The 16,402-nt window shown below is 68.8% G+C and carries 16 protein-coding genes and 2 pseudogenes; 13 read left to right on the forward strand and 5 right to left on the reverse strand.

All coding sequences use genetic code 11. From position 1 onward, the window contains the following. Positions 1-196: 196 nt before the first annotated feature. Positions 197-682 carry a phospholipase gene (locus tag AB0E78_RS23000; protein WP_361835413.1) on the reverse strand — a complete coding sequence of 162 codons (486 nt, stop codon included), beginning with the start codon at positions 680-682 and terminating at the stop codon, positions 197-199. 207 nt (positions 683-889) lie between these two features. On the opposite strand from AB0E78_RS23000, the gene AB0E78_RS23005 reads away from it, so the two are divergent. Continuing rightward, a complete protein-coding gene (locus AB0E78_RS23005) occupies positions 890-1,192 on the forward strand; it encodes a metalloregulator ArsR/SmtB family transcription factor (protein WP_361835416.1) in 303 nt (100 codons plus the stop codon). Continuing rightward, positions 1,189-1,608 (forward strand): SRPBCC domain-containing protein, encoded by a 420-nt coding sequence (locus AB0E78_RS23010; RefSeq protein ID WP_361835419.1) that lies wholly within the window; start codon positions 1,189-1,191, stop codon positions 1,606-1,608. The genes AB0E78_RS23005 and AB0E78_RS23010 overlap by 4 nt, the downstream gene beginning before the upstream one ends. A gap of 366 nt (positions 1,609-1,974) precedes the next feature. Here the strand turns inward: AB0E78_RS23010 and AB0E78_RS23015 are convergent, their stop codons facing one another. Further along, the gene (locus AB0E78_RS23015) at positions 1,975-3,114 is read right to left on the reverse strand and encodes an AI-2E family transporter (RefSeq protein WP_361835422.1); all 1,140 of its coding nucleotides are present in this window, start codon (positions 3,112-3,114) and stop codon (positions 1,975-1,977) included. Positions 3,115-3,537: 423 nt separating this feature from the next. On the opposite strand from AB0E78_RS23015, the gene AB0E78_RS23020 reads away from it, so the two are divergent. Together AB0E78_RS23020 and AB0E78_RS23025 are read left to right on the forward strand one after the other, a co-directional pair. Beyond that, complete coding sequence (locus tag AB0E78_RS23020; RefSeq protein ID WP_361835425.1) at positions 3,538-4,926, forward strand: CoA transferase; 1,389 nt, start codon at positions 3,538-3,540, stop codon at positions 4,924-4,926. A 258-nt stretch (positions 4,927-5,184) separates the two neighbouring features. Next, positions 5,185-6,477, forward strand: coding sequence for a bifunctional GNAT family N-acetyltransferase/ATP-binding protein (locus AB0E78_RS23025; RefSeq protein ID WP_361835428.1), 1,293 nt, complete (start codon positions 5,185-5,187; stop codon positions 6,475-6,477). A 72-nt stretch (positions 6,478-6,549) separates the two neighbouring features. Here the strand turns inward: AB0E78_RS23025 and AB0E78_RS23030 are convergent, their stop codons facing one another. Together AB0E78_RS23030 and AB0E78_RS23035 are read right to left on the reverse strand one after the other, a co-directional pair. After that, positions 6,550-8,202 carry a methyltransferase domain-containing protein gene (locus tag AB0E78_RS23030; RefSeq protein ID WP_361835431.1) on the reverse strand — a complete coding sequence of 551 codons (1,653 nt, stop codon included), beginning with the start codon at positions 8,200-8,202 and terminating at the stop codon, positions 6,550-6,552. A 448-nt stretch (positions 8,203-8,650) separates the two neighbouring features. Beyond that, entirely contained in the window at positions 8,651-9,016 is a 366-nt protein-coding gene (locus AB0E78_RS23035) for a DUF3662 domain-containing protein (protein ID WP_361835434.1), read from the reverse strand. 254 nt (positions 9,017-9,270) lie between these two features. On the opposite strand from AB0E78_RS23035, the gene AB0E78_RS23040 reads away from it, so the two are divergent. From AB0E78_RS23040 to AB0E78_RS23070, 7 genes and pseudogenes are all read left to right on the forward strand, one after another. Then, positions 9,271-9,552, forward strand: coding sequence for a hypothetical protein (locus tag AB0E78_RS23040; protein ID WP_361835437.1), 282 nt, complete (start codon positions 9,271-9,273; stop codon positions 9,550-9,552). A gap of 1 nt (position 9,553) precedes the next feature. Beyond that, positions 9,554-10,117, forward strand: coding sequence for a hypothetical protein (locus AB0E78_RS23045; protein WP_361835440.1), 564 nt, complete (start codon positions 9,554-9,556; stop codon positions 10,115-10,117). A gap of 35 nt (positions 10,118-10,152) precedes the next feature. Then, a pseudogene (locus tag AB0E78_RS23050) lies at positions 10,153-10,497 on the forward strand (STAS domain-containing protein); the annotation flags it as partial. 159 nt (positions 10,498-10,656) lie between these two features. Beyond that, the gene (locus AB0E78_RS23055) at positions 10,657-10,998 is read left to right on the forward strand and encodes an STAS domain-containing protein (protein ID WP_361835894.1); all 342 of its coding nucleotides are present in this window, start codon (positions 10,657-10,659) and stop codon (positions 10,996-10,998) included. After that, positions 10,991-11,434, forward strand: a pseudogene (locus tag AB0E78_RS23060) (STAS domain-containing protein); the annotation flags it as partial. The gene AB0E78_RS23055 and the pseudogene AB0E78_RS23060, both read left to right, overlap by 8 nt. 114 nt (positions 11,435-11,548) lie before the next feature. Beyond that, positions 11,549-11,923 (forward strand): STAS domain-containing protein, encoded by a 375-nt coding sequence (locus tag AB0E78_RS23065; protein ID WP_361835897.1) that lies wholly within the window; start codon positions 11,549-11,551, stop codon positions 11,921-11,923. Continuing rightward, a complete protein-coding gene (locus AB0E78_RS23070) occupies positions 11,916-14,414 on the forward strand; it encodes a hypothetical protein (protein WP_361835443.1) in 2,499 nt (832 codons plus the stop codon). The genes AB0E78_RS23065 and AB0E78_RS23070 overlap by 8 nt, the downstream gene beginning before the upstream one ends. A gap of 132 nt (positions 14,415-14,546) precedes the next feature. On the opposite strand, the gene AB0E78_RS23075 is transcribed toward AB0E78_RS23070, so the two are convergent. Then, a complete protein-coding gene (locus AB0E78_RS23075) occupies positions 14,547-15,146 on the reverse strand; it encodes a hypothetical protein (RefSeq protein ID WP_361835446.1) in 600 nt (199 codons plus the stop codon). 414 nt (positions 15,147-15,560) lie between these two features. On the opposite strand from AB0E78_RS23075, the gene AB0E78_RS23080 reads away from it, so the two are divergent. Together AB0E78_RS23080 and AB0E78_RS23085 are read left to right on the forward strand one after the other, a co-directional pair. Continuing rightward, the gene (locus AB0E78_RS23080; RefSeq protein WP_361835449.1) at positions 15,561-15,995 is read left to right on the forward strand and encodes an SRPBCC domain-containing protein; all 435 of its coding nucleotides are present in this window, start codon (positions 15,561-15,563) and stop codon (positions 15,993-15,995) included. A 6-nt stretch (positions 15,996-16,001) separates the two neighbouring features. After that, complete coding sequence (locus tag AB0E78_RS23085; protein ID WP_361835451.1) at positions 16,002-16,364, forward strand: metalloregulator ArsR/SmtB family transcription factor; 363 nt, start codon at positions 16,002-16,004, stop codon at positions 16,362-16,364. Positions 16,365-16,402 lie beyond the last annotated feature (38 nt).

Here is a 16,402-nt window from a genome sequence, read left to right on the forward strand (position 1 = left end):
CCGAACGCCCCAGGCGTGAGGCGTCCGGCAGGCTTGACCCCGCTGCCGTGGAGGCGGTGGGCCGCCGCGCGGGCCGTGAGCACATCGCACTCCAGCAGGTAGGCGGCCTCCGGGGGCGGCCCTGCCGCGGCCGTGGGGCGGAGCAAGGGCGGTGACCTGCAAAGGGTCACCGCCCTTCGTGCAGATGAGCGATGGGTCAGATGGCGGCCCCGTCGCCCACAACGCCGGAGAAGCCGAGCTTGTCGACGGCCTGGTAGTAGGTCCAGGCCGTTCCGTTGCACGTGGTCTGCGTCGCGCCGCTGTACCGCGCGCACACTCTTTTCAGGTCCTCGTAGAAGGCGCTGTCGACGCGGGCCTTGTTGGCGCTGAAGCTGCCCGCTTCCTTGTAGTTGCGGTACCCGAAGTCGTGCCGGGCGCAGGCCGTCTTGAAGGGGAAGCCGAGGGGGTTGTCGGGCGAGCTGGAGCAGTAGTCGGTGGACCAGTTGAACTGGTACGCGCTCCAGGCCCCCTGGTTGGCATTGGCCGACACCCAGGCGTTGTAACTGCCCGCGTCGGTCTGGGTCCACTGGCTGAGCACCTGCGTCTTGTCAGCGGGCACGGCGGACGCGGGGGCGGCGGCTACTCCTAGGGCCAGGGTGAGGGCAGCTGTGCTTACGGCGAGAGCGGTCAGTCGAGGGCGCATGGGGCCTCCTGCGGGGGGATGACACTTCCGTCTCAACAAGCTCTGTCATTCCCACAGTTGGCACTTCAACAAACGAGGCGTTCGCGTGAACTCCGTTTGACCGACAGGGGTTTGGGGTGACACTGGCAGTGGGTCGCGCGCTGTCGTAGGGGCATCCGTGTGGGCCCTCGGGTTCCTCCGACACGTGCTGTCGTTATGCCTACGGATGTGTTCGGCGTGCTGGCTGATCCGGTACGCCGCAAACTGCTCGAAAGCCTGCGTTCCAGGCCTCGCTCCACTGTTGAGCTGGCCGGAATGTTCGAGCTCGGGCGGCCCGCCGTCTCCGAACATCTGGCGGTGCTTCGTAACGCTGGGCTGGTACGGGAGGAGCCGCGCGGTCGACACCGCTTCTACCACCTCGAAGCGGCCCGGCTGGCCGAGGTGAGCGAGTGGCTGCATCCGTTCGAGCACTACTGGAAACAGCGTCTTGAGGCGCTGTCCGATCTCCTGGACGAGGAAGACGGAACATGACGACCGAAAACGACACGATCACCTGCGAGAAGTTCCTCCCCCACCCCCCCCGGGCGGCGGTGTGGAAGGCCCTGACCGAACCCGAGCTTCATGCCCGCTGGTGGGCCGCCGGAGATGTCAAGCCCGTCGTCGGACACCGCTTCACCTTCGACATGGGCAACAACTTCGGCCACCAGCCCTGCGAGGTGACAGAGGTGGACGACGAGCGTCTGCTGGCCTACCGGTTCGCCGAGGGCGTCCTCGACACCACCATCACCTGGACTCTGCACCCCGAAGACGGCGGCACCCGCCTCGTCCTGACCCACGCTGGCTTCGACCTAGACTCCCGGATGGGACGACAGGCTCTCGCGGGCATGGGCAACGGCTGGCTCCACGTCCTGGACAACCTCGCCCAGACCCTGGCCGCCACCGCCTGACCCGCACCGCGCGATGAGTCAGCCGAGCCGGTTCAGTGCAGTTGAACCGCACGGCCGCTCACCGGCTCTGCCGCCCAACTCGACGGCGACCGCACGAAGCCACGGCTTCGTGCCGAGGCTGGAGTGTCGATGCCGTTCGCTCACCCCGGCAACCCGCTCGCCGAAGGTATTTCGTCGACAGGACGGCCGATAGCAGAACAACCGCAACACTCGAAGCCAGACCCGCAACGTCTGCCCGGTCAGCCGCCGTTCGGCGAAACTTCGCTCGCAAGGGGAGTGCGCCCGCTGGGCTCTCGCCCGACGCCCCGGACACCGTGGCGTCGGGCCGCCGGTGGGACTCCGGTCGGAGTCCAAACGCGGCCCCCATCAAGGCTGAGGATGGGAGGGGGAGTTGGGAGGGGGTGTGGAAGCGGGGGGCGTCTCGTCGGTCTCGGGCTCTTGGGGTGGGTCGCTGAGCTGCTCGCGCAGATAGTTCCAGACCACCGCGATCAGAGCTGCTACCGGTACCGCGAGCAGGCTGCCCACGACGCCCGCCAGGTTCGCGCCCAGGGTGACCGCCAGCAGGACCACTCCCGCGTGCAGCCCCAGCCCCCGGCTTTGGATGATCGGCTGGAACACGTTGCCCTCGAGTTGCTGCACCACGACGATGATCACCAGCACGATCAGCGCGTCGGTCAGACCGTTGGACACCAAAGCGATGAGCACCGCCACGAAGCCGGCGAACAGGGCACCCACGATCGGCACGAACGCCGATACGAAGGTCAGCACCGCCAGCGGGAGCACGAGGGGCACACCCAGGATCCACAGGCCCAGACCGATGAAGACCGCGTCGAGCATGCCGACGAAGGCCTGGGAACGTACGAAGGCGCCCAGAGTGTCCCAGCTGCGCGCCGCCACGATCGGGACGTCGGTGGCGAGCCGGCCGGGAAGCTGACGGGCGAGCCAGGGAAGGAAGCGCGGGCCGTCCTTGAGGAAGAAGAACATCAAGAAGACGGCCAGGATCGCGGTGACCACCCCGTTCAACACGGTGCTCACGCCCGTGAAGAGAGTGGTCACCATGCTGCCGACGCTGTCCTTGATCTGCGCGGTCGCCGAGTCGATTCCGCCTGAGATCTGGGCGTCGCCGATGTTGAGTGGTGGCCCGGCGGCCCACTTGCGCAATTTTTCGATGCCCTCGGTCACGCCGTCGGTCAGTTCGCCGGACTCGGAGGCCACCGGCACCGCGATCAGCGCCACGATGCCCGCGGCGGCGAGGAGGAACAGCACGGTCACCACCGAGGCGGCCAGGGCGGGGGGCCAGCCGCGTCGGCGTAGGAAGTGGGCCAGAGGCCAGGTCAGCGTGGTGAGCAAGAGGCCCACTATGAGCGGCCAGAGGACTGACCACATCTGACCGAGAATCCATAGGCCTGCCATTGCGGCTACAAGAACCAGCAGCAACTCGACGGAGACACGTGCCGATCTGCGGAGCGCGGCGGCGCTTTTCGTGGAACTCAGCGTGGCAGGCATGGGGGACACCCTATTGATACGTCAGCAACACCGGGGCACTGCAGTCGGCCGGAGCGGTCTCGGAGATTATCCGCGGCCCCAACGGGTCCAACGGCCCAACGGCCCACCGGCATCCGGAGCACGACGATGGCGGCTCAGCAGGACGCCCTGCTTGCTGAGGAGGATCGCTCCGACACCGACTGCTGCGTGCGCCACCGGTGGTCTGCTGCTGCGGGGCCGGCTGGAAACCCGTGTCGGCCGGTCGGACAGGCGGCGGGCGCGGATGAGCTGCTGGGTGCTCCTCCGCCATCGCCATCGGGCGGCCGAGTCGGGCGCCGCAGGCACGGACGGCATCTCTGGCCGAATGGCGGTAGTACGTCGGCGAGGGCCTGGGTCCGTGACGCAACCCTTCCCACGGATGGCACCCAGTGCCACAGTGTGAGCATGACTTCTCCAAGCATTTCGGGGGCCTCGCAGGCTTGGGCGGCACTGGGTGCCGATTCTTCGCTGCTCGACCGGGTGTCCTACGGCGGTCCGTCCGGAGGGCTGCCGGCGCGGCTGCCCGTCATGGAGCTGGCGCGGGCCACCGTCGCGGTGTGCTCGCTCGCGGCTGCCGAGCTCACTTCCGTACGCACGGGGCGTCCCGTGCCCCGTGTGCGGGTCGATGACGAGGCAGTGGCGACGGCGTTCCTCAGCGACCGGTTGGTGCGGGTCGACGGGCGAGCGTGGTCGACCTTCTCGCCCCTGTCCCGGTTCTGGCGGGCAACCGATGGATGGGTTCGTACACACGCCAACTACCCGCACCACCGGGCTCGATTGCTCGCCGCTCTCGGGGTGCCGGGGAACGCCGACGAGGAGGCAGTGGACGCGGTGGCCCGGGCGATCGCGGGGCTTACCGCGCTAGAAGTGGAGGAGAGCGTGTACGCGGCGGGCGGTTTGGCTGTCGCGGCTCGCGGCCCCGAGGCCTGGGCCAAGAGCGAGCAGGGGGGCATGGCTGCCGGGCAGCCGCTGCTGACGACGGCGCGCATCGATGATGCCCCGGATCGACTGCTCGGCGGCGCCGCACTACCGTGCGCGGGGCTGCGCGTCCTGGACCTGACCCGAGTGCTGGCCGGACCGGTCGCCACCCGGACCCTTGCGTTGCTCGGCGCTGACGTGCTGCGGATCGACGCCCCACAGCTGCCAGAGAGTCAGGAGGCCCACAACGACACAGGGATGGGGAAACGCTCGACCACCCTGGACCTGCGACAGGCCGCCGACCGTAGGCTCTTCGAGGAACTGCTCGATGCGGCAGACGTGGTGGTCACCGGTTACCGGCCGGGCGCGCTGGAACGGTTCGGACTGACGCCCGAGGCGCTCGCCGAGCGCCGTCCGGGTCTCGTCATCGCCCAGCTCTCCGCGTGGGGCCGTTACGGACCGTGGCGCGAGCGGCGCGGCTTTGACAGCCTGGTCCAGGTGGCCACCGGCATCGCCGAGCTGGAGGGCTCGCCGGACTCGCCCGGTACTCTGCCCGCCCAGGCGCTCGACCACGGCACCGGCTATCTGCTCGCGGCCGGTGTCCTGCGCGCGCTCACCGAGCAGCACCGCACGGGCGGCACCCGGCTGGTCCGCCTGGCGCTGGCGCAGACCGCGCACTGGCTGGTCCACGACCTGGCACCCGCTCCGGGCGAGGATGAGGGCTTCGACGCCGAACACCGGCTGACCGAGACCGACAGCCCCATGGGCCGACTGCGGCACGCGCTGCCGCCGGTGTCGTACGACGGGGGCCCGGCGAACTGGGCACGTCCGCCGGGCCTATGGGGAACGGACGCCCCGGTCTGGGGCGGCGCCTGACGCATACCTTCGAGGCGTGCGCCCGTCACACCGATGCAGTCGTGTCACGGCCGCCGGGAGTCCCACAATGCCTTCCGGACGCAGGTACGGGAACCGGCAGGCCCACGTCGTCGGGCACGCTCGGCGCCCCTGCGCCCAGTGACGGTTCGTAGCATCGTCCCCTCGCGCTTTGTGCACTGTGGCACACGACCCGTGATCTCCCCCGCCTCTAGCCTCGCCGCACCGGCGCGACAACCCAACGATCGAGGGGCGGCCCCTGTGAACTGGCTGATCCATGACTACCGCGAGAGCGATCTCGCCGCTGTGGTCCACCTGATGGATACCACCGCCGAGCTCGGCCAGGAATCCGTCTTCTCCGTGGCGGAGTGCATCAGTGCGCTGACATCACGCCAGCCCGGCGTCGTCGCTGTCCACCGGGGCGTACCCATCGGGACGGCTCTGGCTTGTGTGGCGGGGGAGCGGGCCTGGGTGATGCGGATCGCGATTGCCCCGGCCTGGCGGGGGCGCGGCCTGGCCAGCGCACTGCTGGTCGAGCTGGAGCGGCGTCTGGTCGCCGCGCGGGTCGGGCGGATCTCCTATGTCCTGCCCGAGGAGGACCTTTTCGGCGAGGGACTCCTCAACGCGGGCTACACCCGGCGGCCTGCCGTCGCCTACTTCGAGAAGGTCGAGCCGGTGCACGGGCCCGCCGCCAGCCTTCTCGACGATCTCGGCGGCCGGCTGCTGCCCGCTGACCTGTGGGCCAAGGTCGTCGGCATGGAGCGGGAGAAGGACCTGATCGAACGCCGGGTCGTGCTTCCGCTGGCCGAGCCGGAGCGTGCGGCGCTGCACGGTGTGCGTCCGCCGCGGGCGGTGGGCCTGTTCGGGCCGCCGGGGACGGGCAAGACGACCTTCGCGCGTGCGATCGCCTCGCGGCTCGGCTGGCCGTTCGTGGAGATCCTGCCCTCACGGCTGGCCGATGGGGGCAATCTGGCGGCCGCGCTGCGCTCCGCGTTCGCGGCGATCGGCGAGCTGGAACGCGTCCTGGTCTTCATCGACGAGGTCGAGGAGATCGCTCCGGTCCGCCAGGAACCGGCGCAGCCCGGCGGGATGCACGGGGTGACCAACGAACTGCTCAAGCTCATCCCGGGCTTCCGAGAGGGCGACGAGCGGCTCCTGGTGTGTGCGACGAACTCGATCCGCTCCCTGGATCCTGCTTTCTTGCGTCCCGGTCGTTTCGATTACCTGATCCCGATCGGTACGCCGGACAAGGCCGCCCGGGCGGCGATCTGGGCGCGCTACACGGACGGGCGAGCGGAGGTGGACATCGACGAACTGGTGGCAGCGAGCGACCTGTTCACGCCCGCTGACATCGAGCATGCCGCGCGCATCGCCGCCCAGAGCTCCTTCGAGCGCGATCTGGTTGCGGTTGGCGGGCAGGCGGCCGCCGCGGAGGCATTGCCGGGCGCGAGCACGGCGGACTATCTGGAGGCGATCGCCCAGTGCCGTCCCACGGTGACGCCTCAGATGATCGACCAGTTCGAGTCGGACATCACCACGCACGCCCGGTTCTGACCCAGCACGAGCCCCTGGAAACCCTGTCGGCTTCCGGGGGCTCTGGCCGGGGGTTGTCTGGCCGGATCAGGCTCAGCTGTTGCCGCCGAGCCTGAAATGGAAGATCCCCCAAGTGAGGTGAGCTTCGCGGCCACCGTTGATCCAGTGGCCGAGCCCCTTCTTCATCTGGGCGAGGTAGTCGTGGCTGACCCTTTTGGCCAGTCCTTCGGCCTCTTGGCGCTCGGTCTCCTCCAGGACCCGCGTGTAATGGTTCACCAGTTGTTCGCGGTGCTCTTCGAAACCGCTGTCGACGGAGGTGAACCCGAGTCGGCCGAGCTCGCGCGTGTAGAAGCCGGGCGAGCCCATGTCGTCCAGGTGGATCCGGTCGAGGATCGGCTGCAGCACATCGGTGCGGGCACCGTCCGCGGCCGCCATCGGGTCGGTGAAGATGAGATGGCCGCCGGGCCGCAGCACCCGAGCGATCTCCTCGAGGACCTGGACCCGGTTGCCACTGTGCAAGAAGGCGTCCTGGGACCAGACGACGTCGACATGGTCGTCCGGGTAGGGGATGTCCTCGAAGGACCCGTCGACGACCTCGATCCTGTCGGCGAGTCCGCGGGCCGAGTTCCGCTCCTTGTGGCGCTGGTTCTCCACCTCGCTGAGGTTGAGGGCAAGGACCCGGCAGCCGTACGTCTGCGCCAGGTACCGCGCGGAGCCACCGAACCCGGAACCGAGATCGAGCACCACCGAATCCCGGGTCAACTCCAGCTTCGACGCCATCCGCTCGACGGTCCGCCGGCTGGCGTCCGCGATGGGCTCTACGGAGCTCTCGTAGAGGCCGATGTGAATGTCCTCGCCGCCCCACACCGTGGCATAGAAGGTGTCGGCGTCGGGTGAGTTGTAGTAGCTGCGAGCGGTGCCGACCGCGCCTTTGTACTGTGCCTCGTTCTCCATCCGGTACTCCTTCTCCGCCACGTGCACGAAGAAGTCCGGCTGCTCACCCCGATAGGTGTGCTGGAAGTCGCCGTAGGTCTCGATGTGCTGGAAGCCCACTTCGGACATGAGACGCCGGGTGTAGTTCTTTCGCAGCGGGAACATGTTGAGGTGGTAGATCGAGCTGTCGGGGAAGCTGTACCGCATACGGCACAGGCCCTCATCGACATACTCCGGCTCTACGATGACGTCCTCACCGCAGTAGTAGTACCGGTGCTTGCTGGTATACCCGTCGTCCAGGATCGCATCGTAATTACGCTGGTCCAGTACGAGAATTCCGTCGTGCTTGAGCATCGCGTAGAACTCGGCCAGAGCCTTGCGCCGGTCACGCTCCGAGAAGAGATGCGTGAAGGAGTTTCCGAGACAGACGATGGCGTCGTACTCTCCGTGGACGTCTCTGTTGAGCCATCGCCAGTCCGCTTGCACAACTCGCAGGATGTGCCCTCCCTGCTGCGTACCGTTCTCGAAGGCCCGCGCCAGCATATCCGCGCTGCCGTCGGCGCTGACGGTCTCGAATCCGGCGGACAGCAGGGCTACAGAATGAAATCCCGTGCCTGTCGCGACATCGAGTACGCTCCGTACCCCCCATTTCCGCAGCAGGTCGATGAAGAAATTTCCTTCGCTTTCCGCTCGTTTCTCCCAGTCTATGAGGGAGTCCCATTTCTCGACGAAGCTGGGGACGTACTCCTCCGTGTAGTGCCCGGTTTCGCGTACTTCGACAGGGTTGTCGCCGAACTCTTGGGCCGGTTGCACGATGATGGAGACCCTTCAGCTATGAGGAATCTTGCCCTGGCGCGGCACCCCAAGGCGGCACAGGGCTCCGGGCCTTGAGAGCCGCACGGTCTGAGCGGACGCTATCCAGGACTGTGCGGTCTCATGCCTGCGAGGTTCGTATACGGGAGCGGGTTGCCGCGAAAAGCCTCCTTGGCCAGCGTCTTTGCCGCCTAAAGATTATTTCGCGCAGCGGAGGATTCCGGCCCCTCGCATATAGGGCAGTCGCGGGAAAATCACCGTTTCGTCGACAGTCAGGCGAGTCGCAGCGCGGCGCCTAGCGTCCCGCGCGTTCGGCGGCCCGGTCCCGCATCCCCCACCCGATCACTCACACACGCAGGACGCGCCTTCGCCATTCCTCCTGCGCGGAAGCCCGCCGTGAGCGGGGAGCGAGGCTGCTCGCTGGGCTTACGGGGCGGGAGCGCTGCTCTCAGGTGGGATCGACCCCGCTGGACAGACGAAATTGGTCGACAGCGTCGTCGGAAGCGGCATGAATGTGCACCGAGACCGGGCCGGGAAACGTGTAACCCTGTTCCGCCGCGTGTCGGCAGACCTGAGCGTCGAGCTGGCGTTGCACTTGCGCCTTGTACGGGGCCAGTCGCCGGTGAGAATCTGGTGGCAGTTCAAGCGTGTATGTGTTGGGTGCCAGGATGCATTCCCGATCGACGATGACCGTATTGTCGTCGCACGTCTGGCGAAGTTCGGCCAGAACTTCTGGCTGGTCCCGTTGCCCAGGCAGCACACGCTCCCACAGCGGGTCGGTCCACTTCTCCAGGGCGTTCTCCACGTTGCTCATGATTCCCATACCGATCGGGTGCCCGACGAGACGTGATGCACGCACGCCAACGGATGCTGGGATCGACTCGCCGAGCGGCGCGGCGGATGCGCGGTCCGAGGCAGGTGGAGCCGGCGTGCTGCGGATTCATGCCGAGGATCTCTCTTCGAGATTGAGGTCAGGGGCATGGGGTGTTGCGCGGGTGAGTGTGCTTGATGCATGATTCGCGCGCCTAATGGAGGGGTGGACAGTTGTCTGGAGCGGATCTGCGGGAGGTGTCAACGCAGCGCGTGCTGCTTCAGGACGTACCTCTGCCGCATCCCCGATTCCAGTGGTCCGTGGACGGTCTGTGCGACCGCTTCGGTACCTTGGCCCGCAGGCGCCTCGGTGCGCCACTCGGCAACGGCGCCACCGCCAACGCCTGGTTCGCGGCCCCGCCTTCGGACACCGACGGCGTGCACAAGGACTACAGGGAGTACTTCCTCGGCAGCCAGGATCATCTGCGCCAGGCCCAGACGGCGGCCAGGTCCGTGGTGCTGGCGGAGCTGGGCGACTGACGTGGACGAGGCAGTGATGACGGCGCTCGTCGCCGCGGGGGCCGCGATCGGCGGCGGAGCACTGACGGGGGCATTCACCCTTGCCGCCGCCAGGCGTCAGGCCGCAGCCGCCTGGGCGGCGGGCGAGCGGCAGGCGGCAGCCGCCTGGGAAGCCGGACGGCAACAGGCAGCCGCCGCCTGGGACGCGGGTCAGCTCCAGGCCACGGCCCAGCTCGACGTGGCCCGCCGCACCCTGACCGAACAGACGCTGGCGAACCAGCGGGCGGTGCGGCGGACGGCGTACGTGACCTTTCTGGGCCGCACCGACAGTGCCCAACTGGCGCTGACCGCTTGGCAGAACGCCATCGGCACGGCGGATGAGTCGCCACGGAGGCGGGAGTACGACTTCGCGATGGGCGCGGTAGGAGAGGCGCTCAACGTCGTACGTCTCGAAGGGCCGGACCCCGTGACGGCGGCGGCGGAGACGCTGCGAGGCTCCCTCGCCGTCACCGCTCCCGGAACCCAACACTCCGTGGCACAGGCGGCGTTCCTGGACGCGGCCCGCATGGCGCTCACGCCTGTGTAATGCCTGCTGGGCGGATAAGATCCGAAGCGCCGGAGATGAGGGGGCGCCTGGTGCAGCTGAAGGTGTCGTATGAGGACCAGCGCGACGACATCACCGTCGTGCGGGTCGACAGCGACGGTCCGGGGGGCGTGCTCAACTTCACCTCCGCGCCGGAACTGAGGAAAGTGCTGGTGCAGTTGGCCCAAGAGGGGCGGCTGCTCATGGTCGTCGACCTCAGCGGGGTGGACGAGATCGACGGTAGCGGCTTGGGCGTGCTGGTCGGCGGTCTGAAGCGGGTGCATTTCCAAGGGGGAACACTCTCGTTGGTCGTCACCACCGAGCAAGTGCGCGCCGCTTTGTCCAAGACCCGCCTGACCCGGGTCTTCCAAATCCACGACACCGTGCCGAGCGCGGTCGGAAAGCTGCTCGGGGACTACTCGGACGAAAGCATCGATCAGCGACGTGCGGCCATTGAGGAACGGGCACGCGAGCGGCGCGCCAGGGAAGCCGCCGGAGCGGCGACCCGCGTCGTGGTGTCGGACGGCTACTCCTACGAGCACCTGACCGAGAGCATCAGTCTGGTGAAGGTCGCGGTGGAACTGGACGTCTACACCACGCCGCCCCTGCGTAATGTGTTGGTCGACATGGTGAAACAGGGACGGTTCTTCCTGGTGGTCGACCTGACAGCCGTTGATCACATCGACTCGACCGGGGTGGGTGTCCTCGTCGGCGCACTGAAGCGCGTCTATGTGCACGCCGGCGCGCTGGCGCTGGTCGTGAGCTCCGACAGAGTGCTGAAGCAGTTTCGCATCACTGGATTGAGCAAGGTGTTTCCCATCTTCCGCACGGTGCATCCGGCCATCGAATTCCTCGGTCGGCAAGATCTCCGCGCTCATGGATGACGGTGAGGCTCGCCCCCGCACCGACCCCGATCGGGGCCCGTACGCCTCGGAGCTCACCCTCCTCGGGCCGATAGGATCCGCAGAGGCAGAGACGAGGGGGCGCCTGGTGCAGCTGAAGGTGTCGTACGAGGGCCAGCGCGACGGCATCACCGTCGTGCGGGTCGACAGCGACGGCCAGGGAGCCGTGCTCGACGACCGCTGCGCCCCGGAACTGCACAAGGCGCTGGTAGAGGTGGTCGAAGACGGGCGCCTGATTCTGGTCGTCGACCTGAGTGCGGTCGACGGCGCCGACAAGATGGGCCTGGCCGTGCTGGTCGAAGGCCTGAAGCGCGTGCACTGCAAAGGCGGGACTCTCGCGTTGGTCGTCCCCGGCGAGCGGATGCGCGCCGTGTTGTCCAGGGCCGGCTTGCACAGGGTCTTCCCTCTCCACGACACCGTGCCGAGCGCGGTCGCGACGCTCACCGCTGACTATGTAGAGGAAAGCATCGAGCAGCGACGTACGGCCATGGTGAAACGGGCCCGCGAGCGGCGCGCAGTCGAGCACGGCGTCATCGAAGCGGGCGACCACACGTACGAACACCTCTCCGAGGACATCACCCTGGTGAGAGTCGGGGTCGACGCGTTGGACGGACACACGGTGCCGCCCTTGCGTAACTTGCTCGCTGACCTCGTGAACCACGGAAGGTGCTACTTCGTCGTGGACTTGACTGCCATGGATCACATCAACTCCACGGGGGTGGGTGTGTTGGTCGGTGCCCTGAAGCGGGTCCGCGCCCACGACGGCGGGTTGGCGCTGGTGGTGCAGAAGGAAAGCGTTCTGAAAATGTTCCGGATGACTGGGCTGATCAAGGTGTTCCCCATGTTCGACACCGTGGACCCAGCCGTCGAGCACCTCGGGCGAAACGTGCTCAAGGCGCATGTCTGACAGCGAGGCCCGGCACCGCACCGCCGCCCAATGGAACCCCGTTCGCCTGGGAGTTCAACCCGCGCCGGGCCCCGACGAGACCGCCGACCTGCCGTTGACGGAGTACCTCACGCGCCCGCACGACGAGACCTTGCGGCAGCGGCTGGCCCGCACGGCGGCCACGAACGATGCCGCGTTCGTTCTGTTGGTGGGCCGTTCCGCCAGCGGCAAGACCCGTGCCGCCTATGAGGCGGTGGCGGCCGTCCTGCCCGACTGGCCCGTGGTGCACCCGGCGGACGCGGACGAACTGGCCGCGTGGATCGAGGCGTCGCGCATCGGCCCGCGCACCGTGCTGTGGCTCGACGAGGCCCAGCGGTATCTGAACGGCGCCCCGGGCGAGCGGGCCGCCAGAGCGCTGGGTCGGCTGCTCGATCAGGACGCGCCGCTCGCCGTGGTGGGCACCATGTGGCCGGAACACCTGAGGCGACTGACGGAGAACCGAAGGGACAGCAGGGACGAGTCCCCGCACACGCAGGCGTTGTTGACGGGACGCCACGCGATGATCACGGTTCCGGACACGCTGTCCGGTGATTCCTCGGCCGTCGCCGCGGCAGCGGCCCGTGACCCGCGCCTGGCCGCCGCCGTACGAGCCGCCGGGCCCGGGAACCGCGTGCTGCAACACCTCACGGGAGGACCGGAGCTGGTCCGCTGCTGGGACATGGGCCCCGACCAATGGTTCACCGCGCCCGAGCATGCCGTACTGACGGCGGCCGTCGAAGCGCGCAGGCTCGGCCACACGAGCGCCGTACCGGCCCGTCTGCTGATGGAGGCCGCGGCGGGGTTCATGGACTCCACCGCCCGCGCGACCGCGGGCAAGGAGTGGTTCCCGGCAGCCATCAGCGCGTTGACCACCCCGGCAGGCGGTCCGGTGCCGCTGATCGCGGAACGGTACGCGCGGGACGTCGGCGACCCGGACAGCTACCGCCCGGACGACTACCTCGAGCAGCACATACGCCGGGTCAGAGCACATCGGGCACCACCGGCCGGATTCTGGACCGGAGCGGCCCATGCCAGGACCGCCGATGACCTCTACGCCCTCGCAGGCGCCGCCGAGCTGCGGCGCCGCTACAGCTGCGCCGCCGAGCTGTACAAGCACGCCGTCGAGAAGGGCCACAGCCGGGCCCGGGCCGTCTGGGCCGTGCTGCGGGAGACCACCGACGGCCGGGCCGCCGCCGAAGAAACGGCTGCCACAGACCCCCTCGCCTGGGCGGCCCTGGCAGTGTCTCGGGAGTCCGACGGAGACGATTCTGCCGCCTACGACGCTTACCGACGCGCGGCCGAGGCCGGCGATGTGTGGGCCTGGTCGTCCATGGCCCGAATCCATGAGGAGGAGGGGGACCCGTCCGCCGCGGATGACGTCGCCGCCCGGGCAGCGGCGCCGGGGCAAGCGTTGGCCTGGCGCACGCTCGGCCGGATGCGCGCGGCCCACGGGCCGACGGCGGCGAAGGCGTTCGAGCAGGCGGTGAGTGTGGGCGACGGGTGGGGGCACATGGGCCTCGCGCAGGTCGCCGAACGAGCCGGCGACCTCACCGAGGCGCTGGAGCACGCCACCCGGGCAGCCGACGCGGGCATCACCGCGGCCTGGGCGCGTCTGGTACAGCTGCACTGGTCGCTCGGTGACCACGGGGCGGCCGTGGCCGCGGCCACCGGCGGCGCGGACGCGGCAAACCCCGAGGGCTGGTCGCTGCTGGCTCAACTGCGAAGTGAGGCAGCTGACTTGTCGGGGGCGGCCGCCGCTCATCGCGCGGCGGCCGCTCTGGGCGTCGGCGCGGCCTGGCGCGAACTGGCCCTGCTCGCCGATGCGGACGGCGACAACGTGGCCGCAGAGGAGGCTGCCGCACAGGCGGCCCGGATCGGCGACCCGGAGGCCTGGACCGCACTGGCCGAGGCCCGCGCAGAGCGCGGCTACGGCGCGGGCGCCGCCCGCGCCGCGGCGGAGGCGGCCCGCGCCGGTGACGTGGAGGCCTGGATCACGCTGGCGCGCGGCCGGGAACGCGCCGGGAATGCCGGGGGAGCGGAACTCGCCGCCGACCTGGCCGCCGACCGAGGCTCCGCCGCAGCATGGGCTGCGCTGTCCCGGATGCGGGAGCGTGCGGGAGACCGGGACGGATCTCGGCGAGCGGTGCTCCGGGCCGACGCTCTCGGCGCCTTCGACGCCTGGACCGCACTGGGCCGCGTGCGTGAGGAGCTGGGTGACACCGCCGCCGCCGAACGCGCCTACATCCGGGGCTACCAGGCCGGTGACACCGAGGCGCATGCCGTGCTTGGCGCCCTGTACTTGGAACAGGGACGGTCGCACGAGGCCTGCGACGCCTACCGGTCGGCCGTGGACGCGGGACTCCCCGACGCCTGGGAAGGGCTGCTGTCGGCGCTGGCGGCCCAGGCGCCCCGCCCGACTTCGGCCCAGCTGGTGGGCCGACTGCGTATGACGGGATTGCCGGCGGAGGGATGAGCGGGCAGGGCGGCGGGATCACCGGCTGGTGATCGACGCGATCACCGGCAAGTACCGCACGGGCTGCAGAGGCCACGGCCCGGTTACGGGTGGCGGCCCCTCGGCGGCCCCAGAGCCACCCCGGACGTAGTCCTAGCCGACCGTGAGGTTCGCGAACTGGATCGTGACGCTTTGGGCGTTGCCGGTCTGGGAGTCTTCGACCTTGATGACCTTGGGCTCTTGCAGGGTGTACTGCCTCGTCGCGTTGCCCGCGTAGTCCAACATGGCGAGGGTCGCTGTCGCGGGCTGGGTGCTGCCGTTGATCAGGTCGGTGAACTGCTGGGACTGTCCGTCGCCGCGGAGCACGGTCACCGTGCCCGTCGTCTTCTGCCGGCCGGGGATGAGCTTGTTGGAGGGGATCTGCTCCGTGGGCTGGTCCACGTTCAGTTCGGAGACTTGGGCGAGGGCCTCGGTGCCGCCGTCGATGCTCAACTGGAATTTGTGGGCGGTGAGGGCGTCGCCCTGCTGCAGGTTCGACTCCCCGCCTTCGGCCCGGGTGGACAGCTTCGAGTCGTCCTTCGCGCCGTTGTCGGAGGAGTTGGCACGCGACTCGGCCTTCTGGGAGGAACTGGCGCTCGACGCGCCGGTGTCCGAGGAGTCGGAGCCGCACGCGGTCAGCAGACCCAGGGACAGCAAGGCGGCGGTGGCCACCGCGGCCATGCGGCGGCGCGAGCTGATGGGGGAACGGGGCATGGGGAGACTCCCTGAGCTGTCGGCGCTGGAGCCGCCGACGGCGGGCCGGGATCATTTCCCTGGTGCCCACCTGTCAACGGCTGTGTGTGTTGGACGACTTGAGTCTGCGAGCTGGCCAGTCCCAGCCGCCACAAAAGATGGGCAGAGCGGGAAGCTGGGACGCACTTTCCCGCGCTGACCAGGTGAAACGAAGCACGGATGGAACGCTGGAACGGGACGCCCGCGCGGGAGCGCGGGAGCGGGGGAGTGCGGGAGGTCAGGGTCGGCGGGCGCGGCGCCTTCATCGGAGGAGGTCGGTCAGGAAGATGTGCAACCCACAGGTTGCACAGAAGCCTTCACTGTGCAACCCTGAAGTTGCACATTCTTCGAGTCGGCAGATGCCCGAACAGGCGGATGGCACGGATGGAGTACGCGATGACTGGTGACCGCATCGAGCGCGAGATCCTGATCGAGGCCGCCCCGGAGAAGGTCTGGCCGCTGGTGGCCGAGCCCGGGTTCTGGGTGACCGACGACGAGAGCATGCGTGGCATACAGGCCACCGAAGGCCAGTCCCTGGTGGCCCGGCACTCCGAGCACGGTGACTTCCCGGTACGCGTGGAGAAGGCCGATCCGCCGAGGTATCTGGCATACCGGTGGGTGAGTGCGTTCCCCGGCGAAGCACTGCGCGAGGACAACTCCACCCTCGTGGAGTTCACCCTGACGCCCGAGGGCGACGGCACCCGGCTGCACGTCGTGGAGAGCGGTTTCGCCGCTCTGCCGACGTCCGAGGACAACCGTCGCAATGTGATCAAGGACCACGCCCCCGGATGGGAGCAGTGCCTCACCACTCTCGCCGCCCGGGCCGCGTGACCCCACGTGGTGGATCAACCAACCGCCGACGGTGATGTCGTCGACAGTGTCCTGACCGCCCTCGCTGATCCCACCCGCCGGCAGATGCTGGACCTGCTCTCCGCGCGGGGTCAGGCCACCGCCACCACGCTCGCCGACGGGCTTCCGATCTCACGCCAAGCCGTGGTCAAGCACCTGACGGTTCTCGACACGGCCGGGCTGGTCGGCAGCGTGAAGGTCGGACGTGAAGTGCGCTACGCGGTGCGCCCCGAGGCGCTGGACGCCACGGCCCGCTGGATGGCCGCGCTCGCATCCGACTGGGATCGCCGACTGGCGAAGATCAAGCGCATCGCGGAGGCGGCCGAGCGGGACGACGCACACCGGCAGTGACCGCGCAGGCATGCAGGCATCCGAGATCAGTCAGGACA

The organism is Streptomyces sp. NPDC032198, assembly GCF_040636975.1.
Lineage (GTDB): Bacteria > Actinomycetota > Actinomycetes > Streptomycetales > Streptomycetaceae > Streptomyces.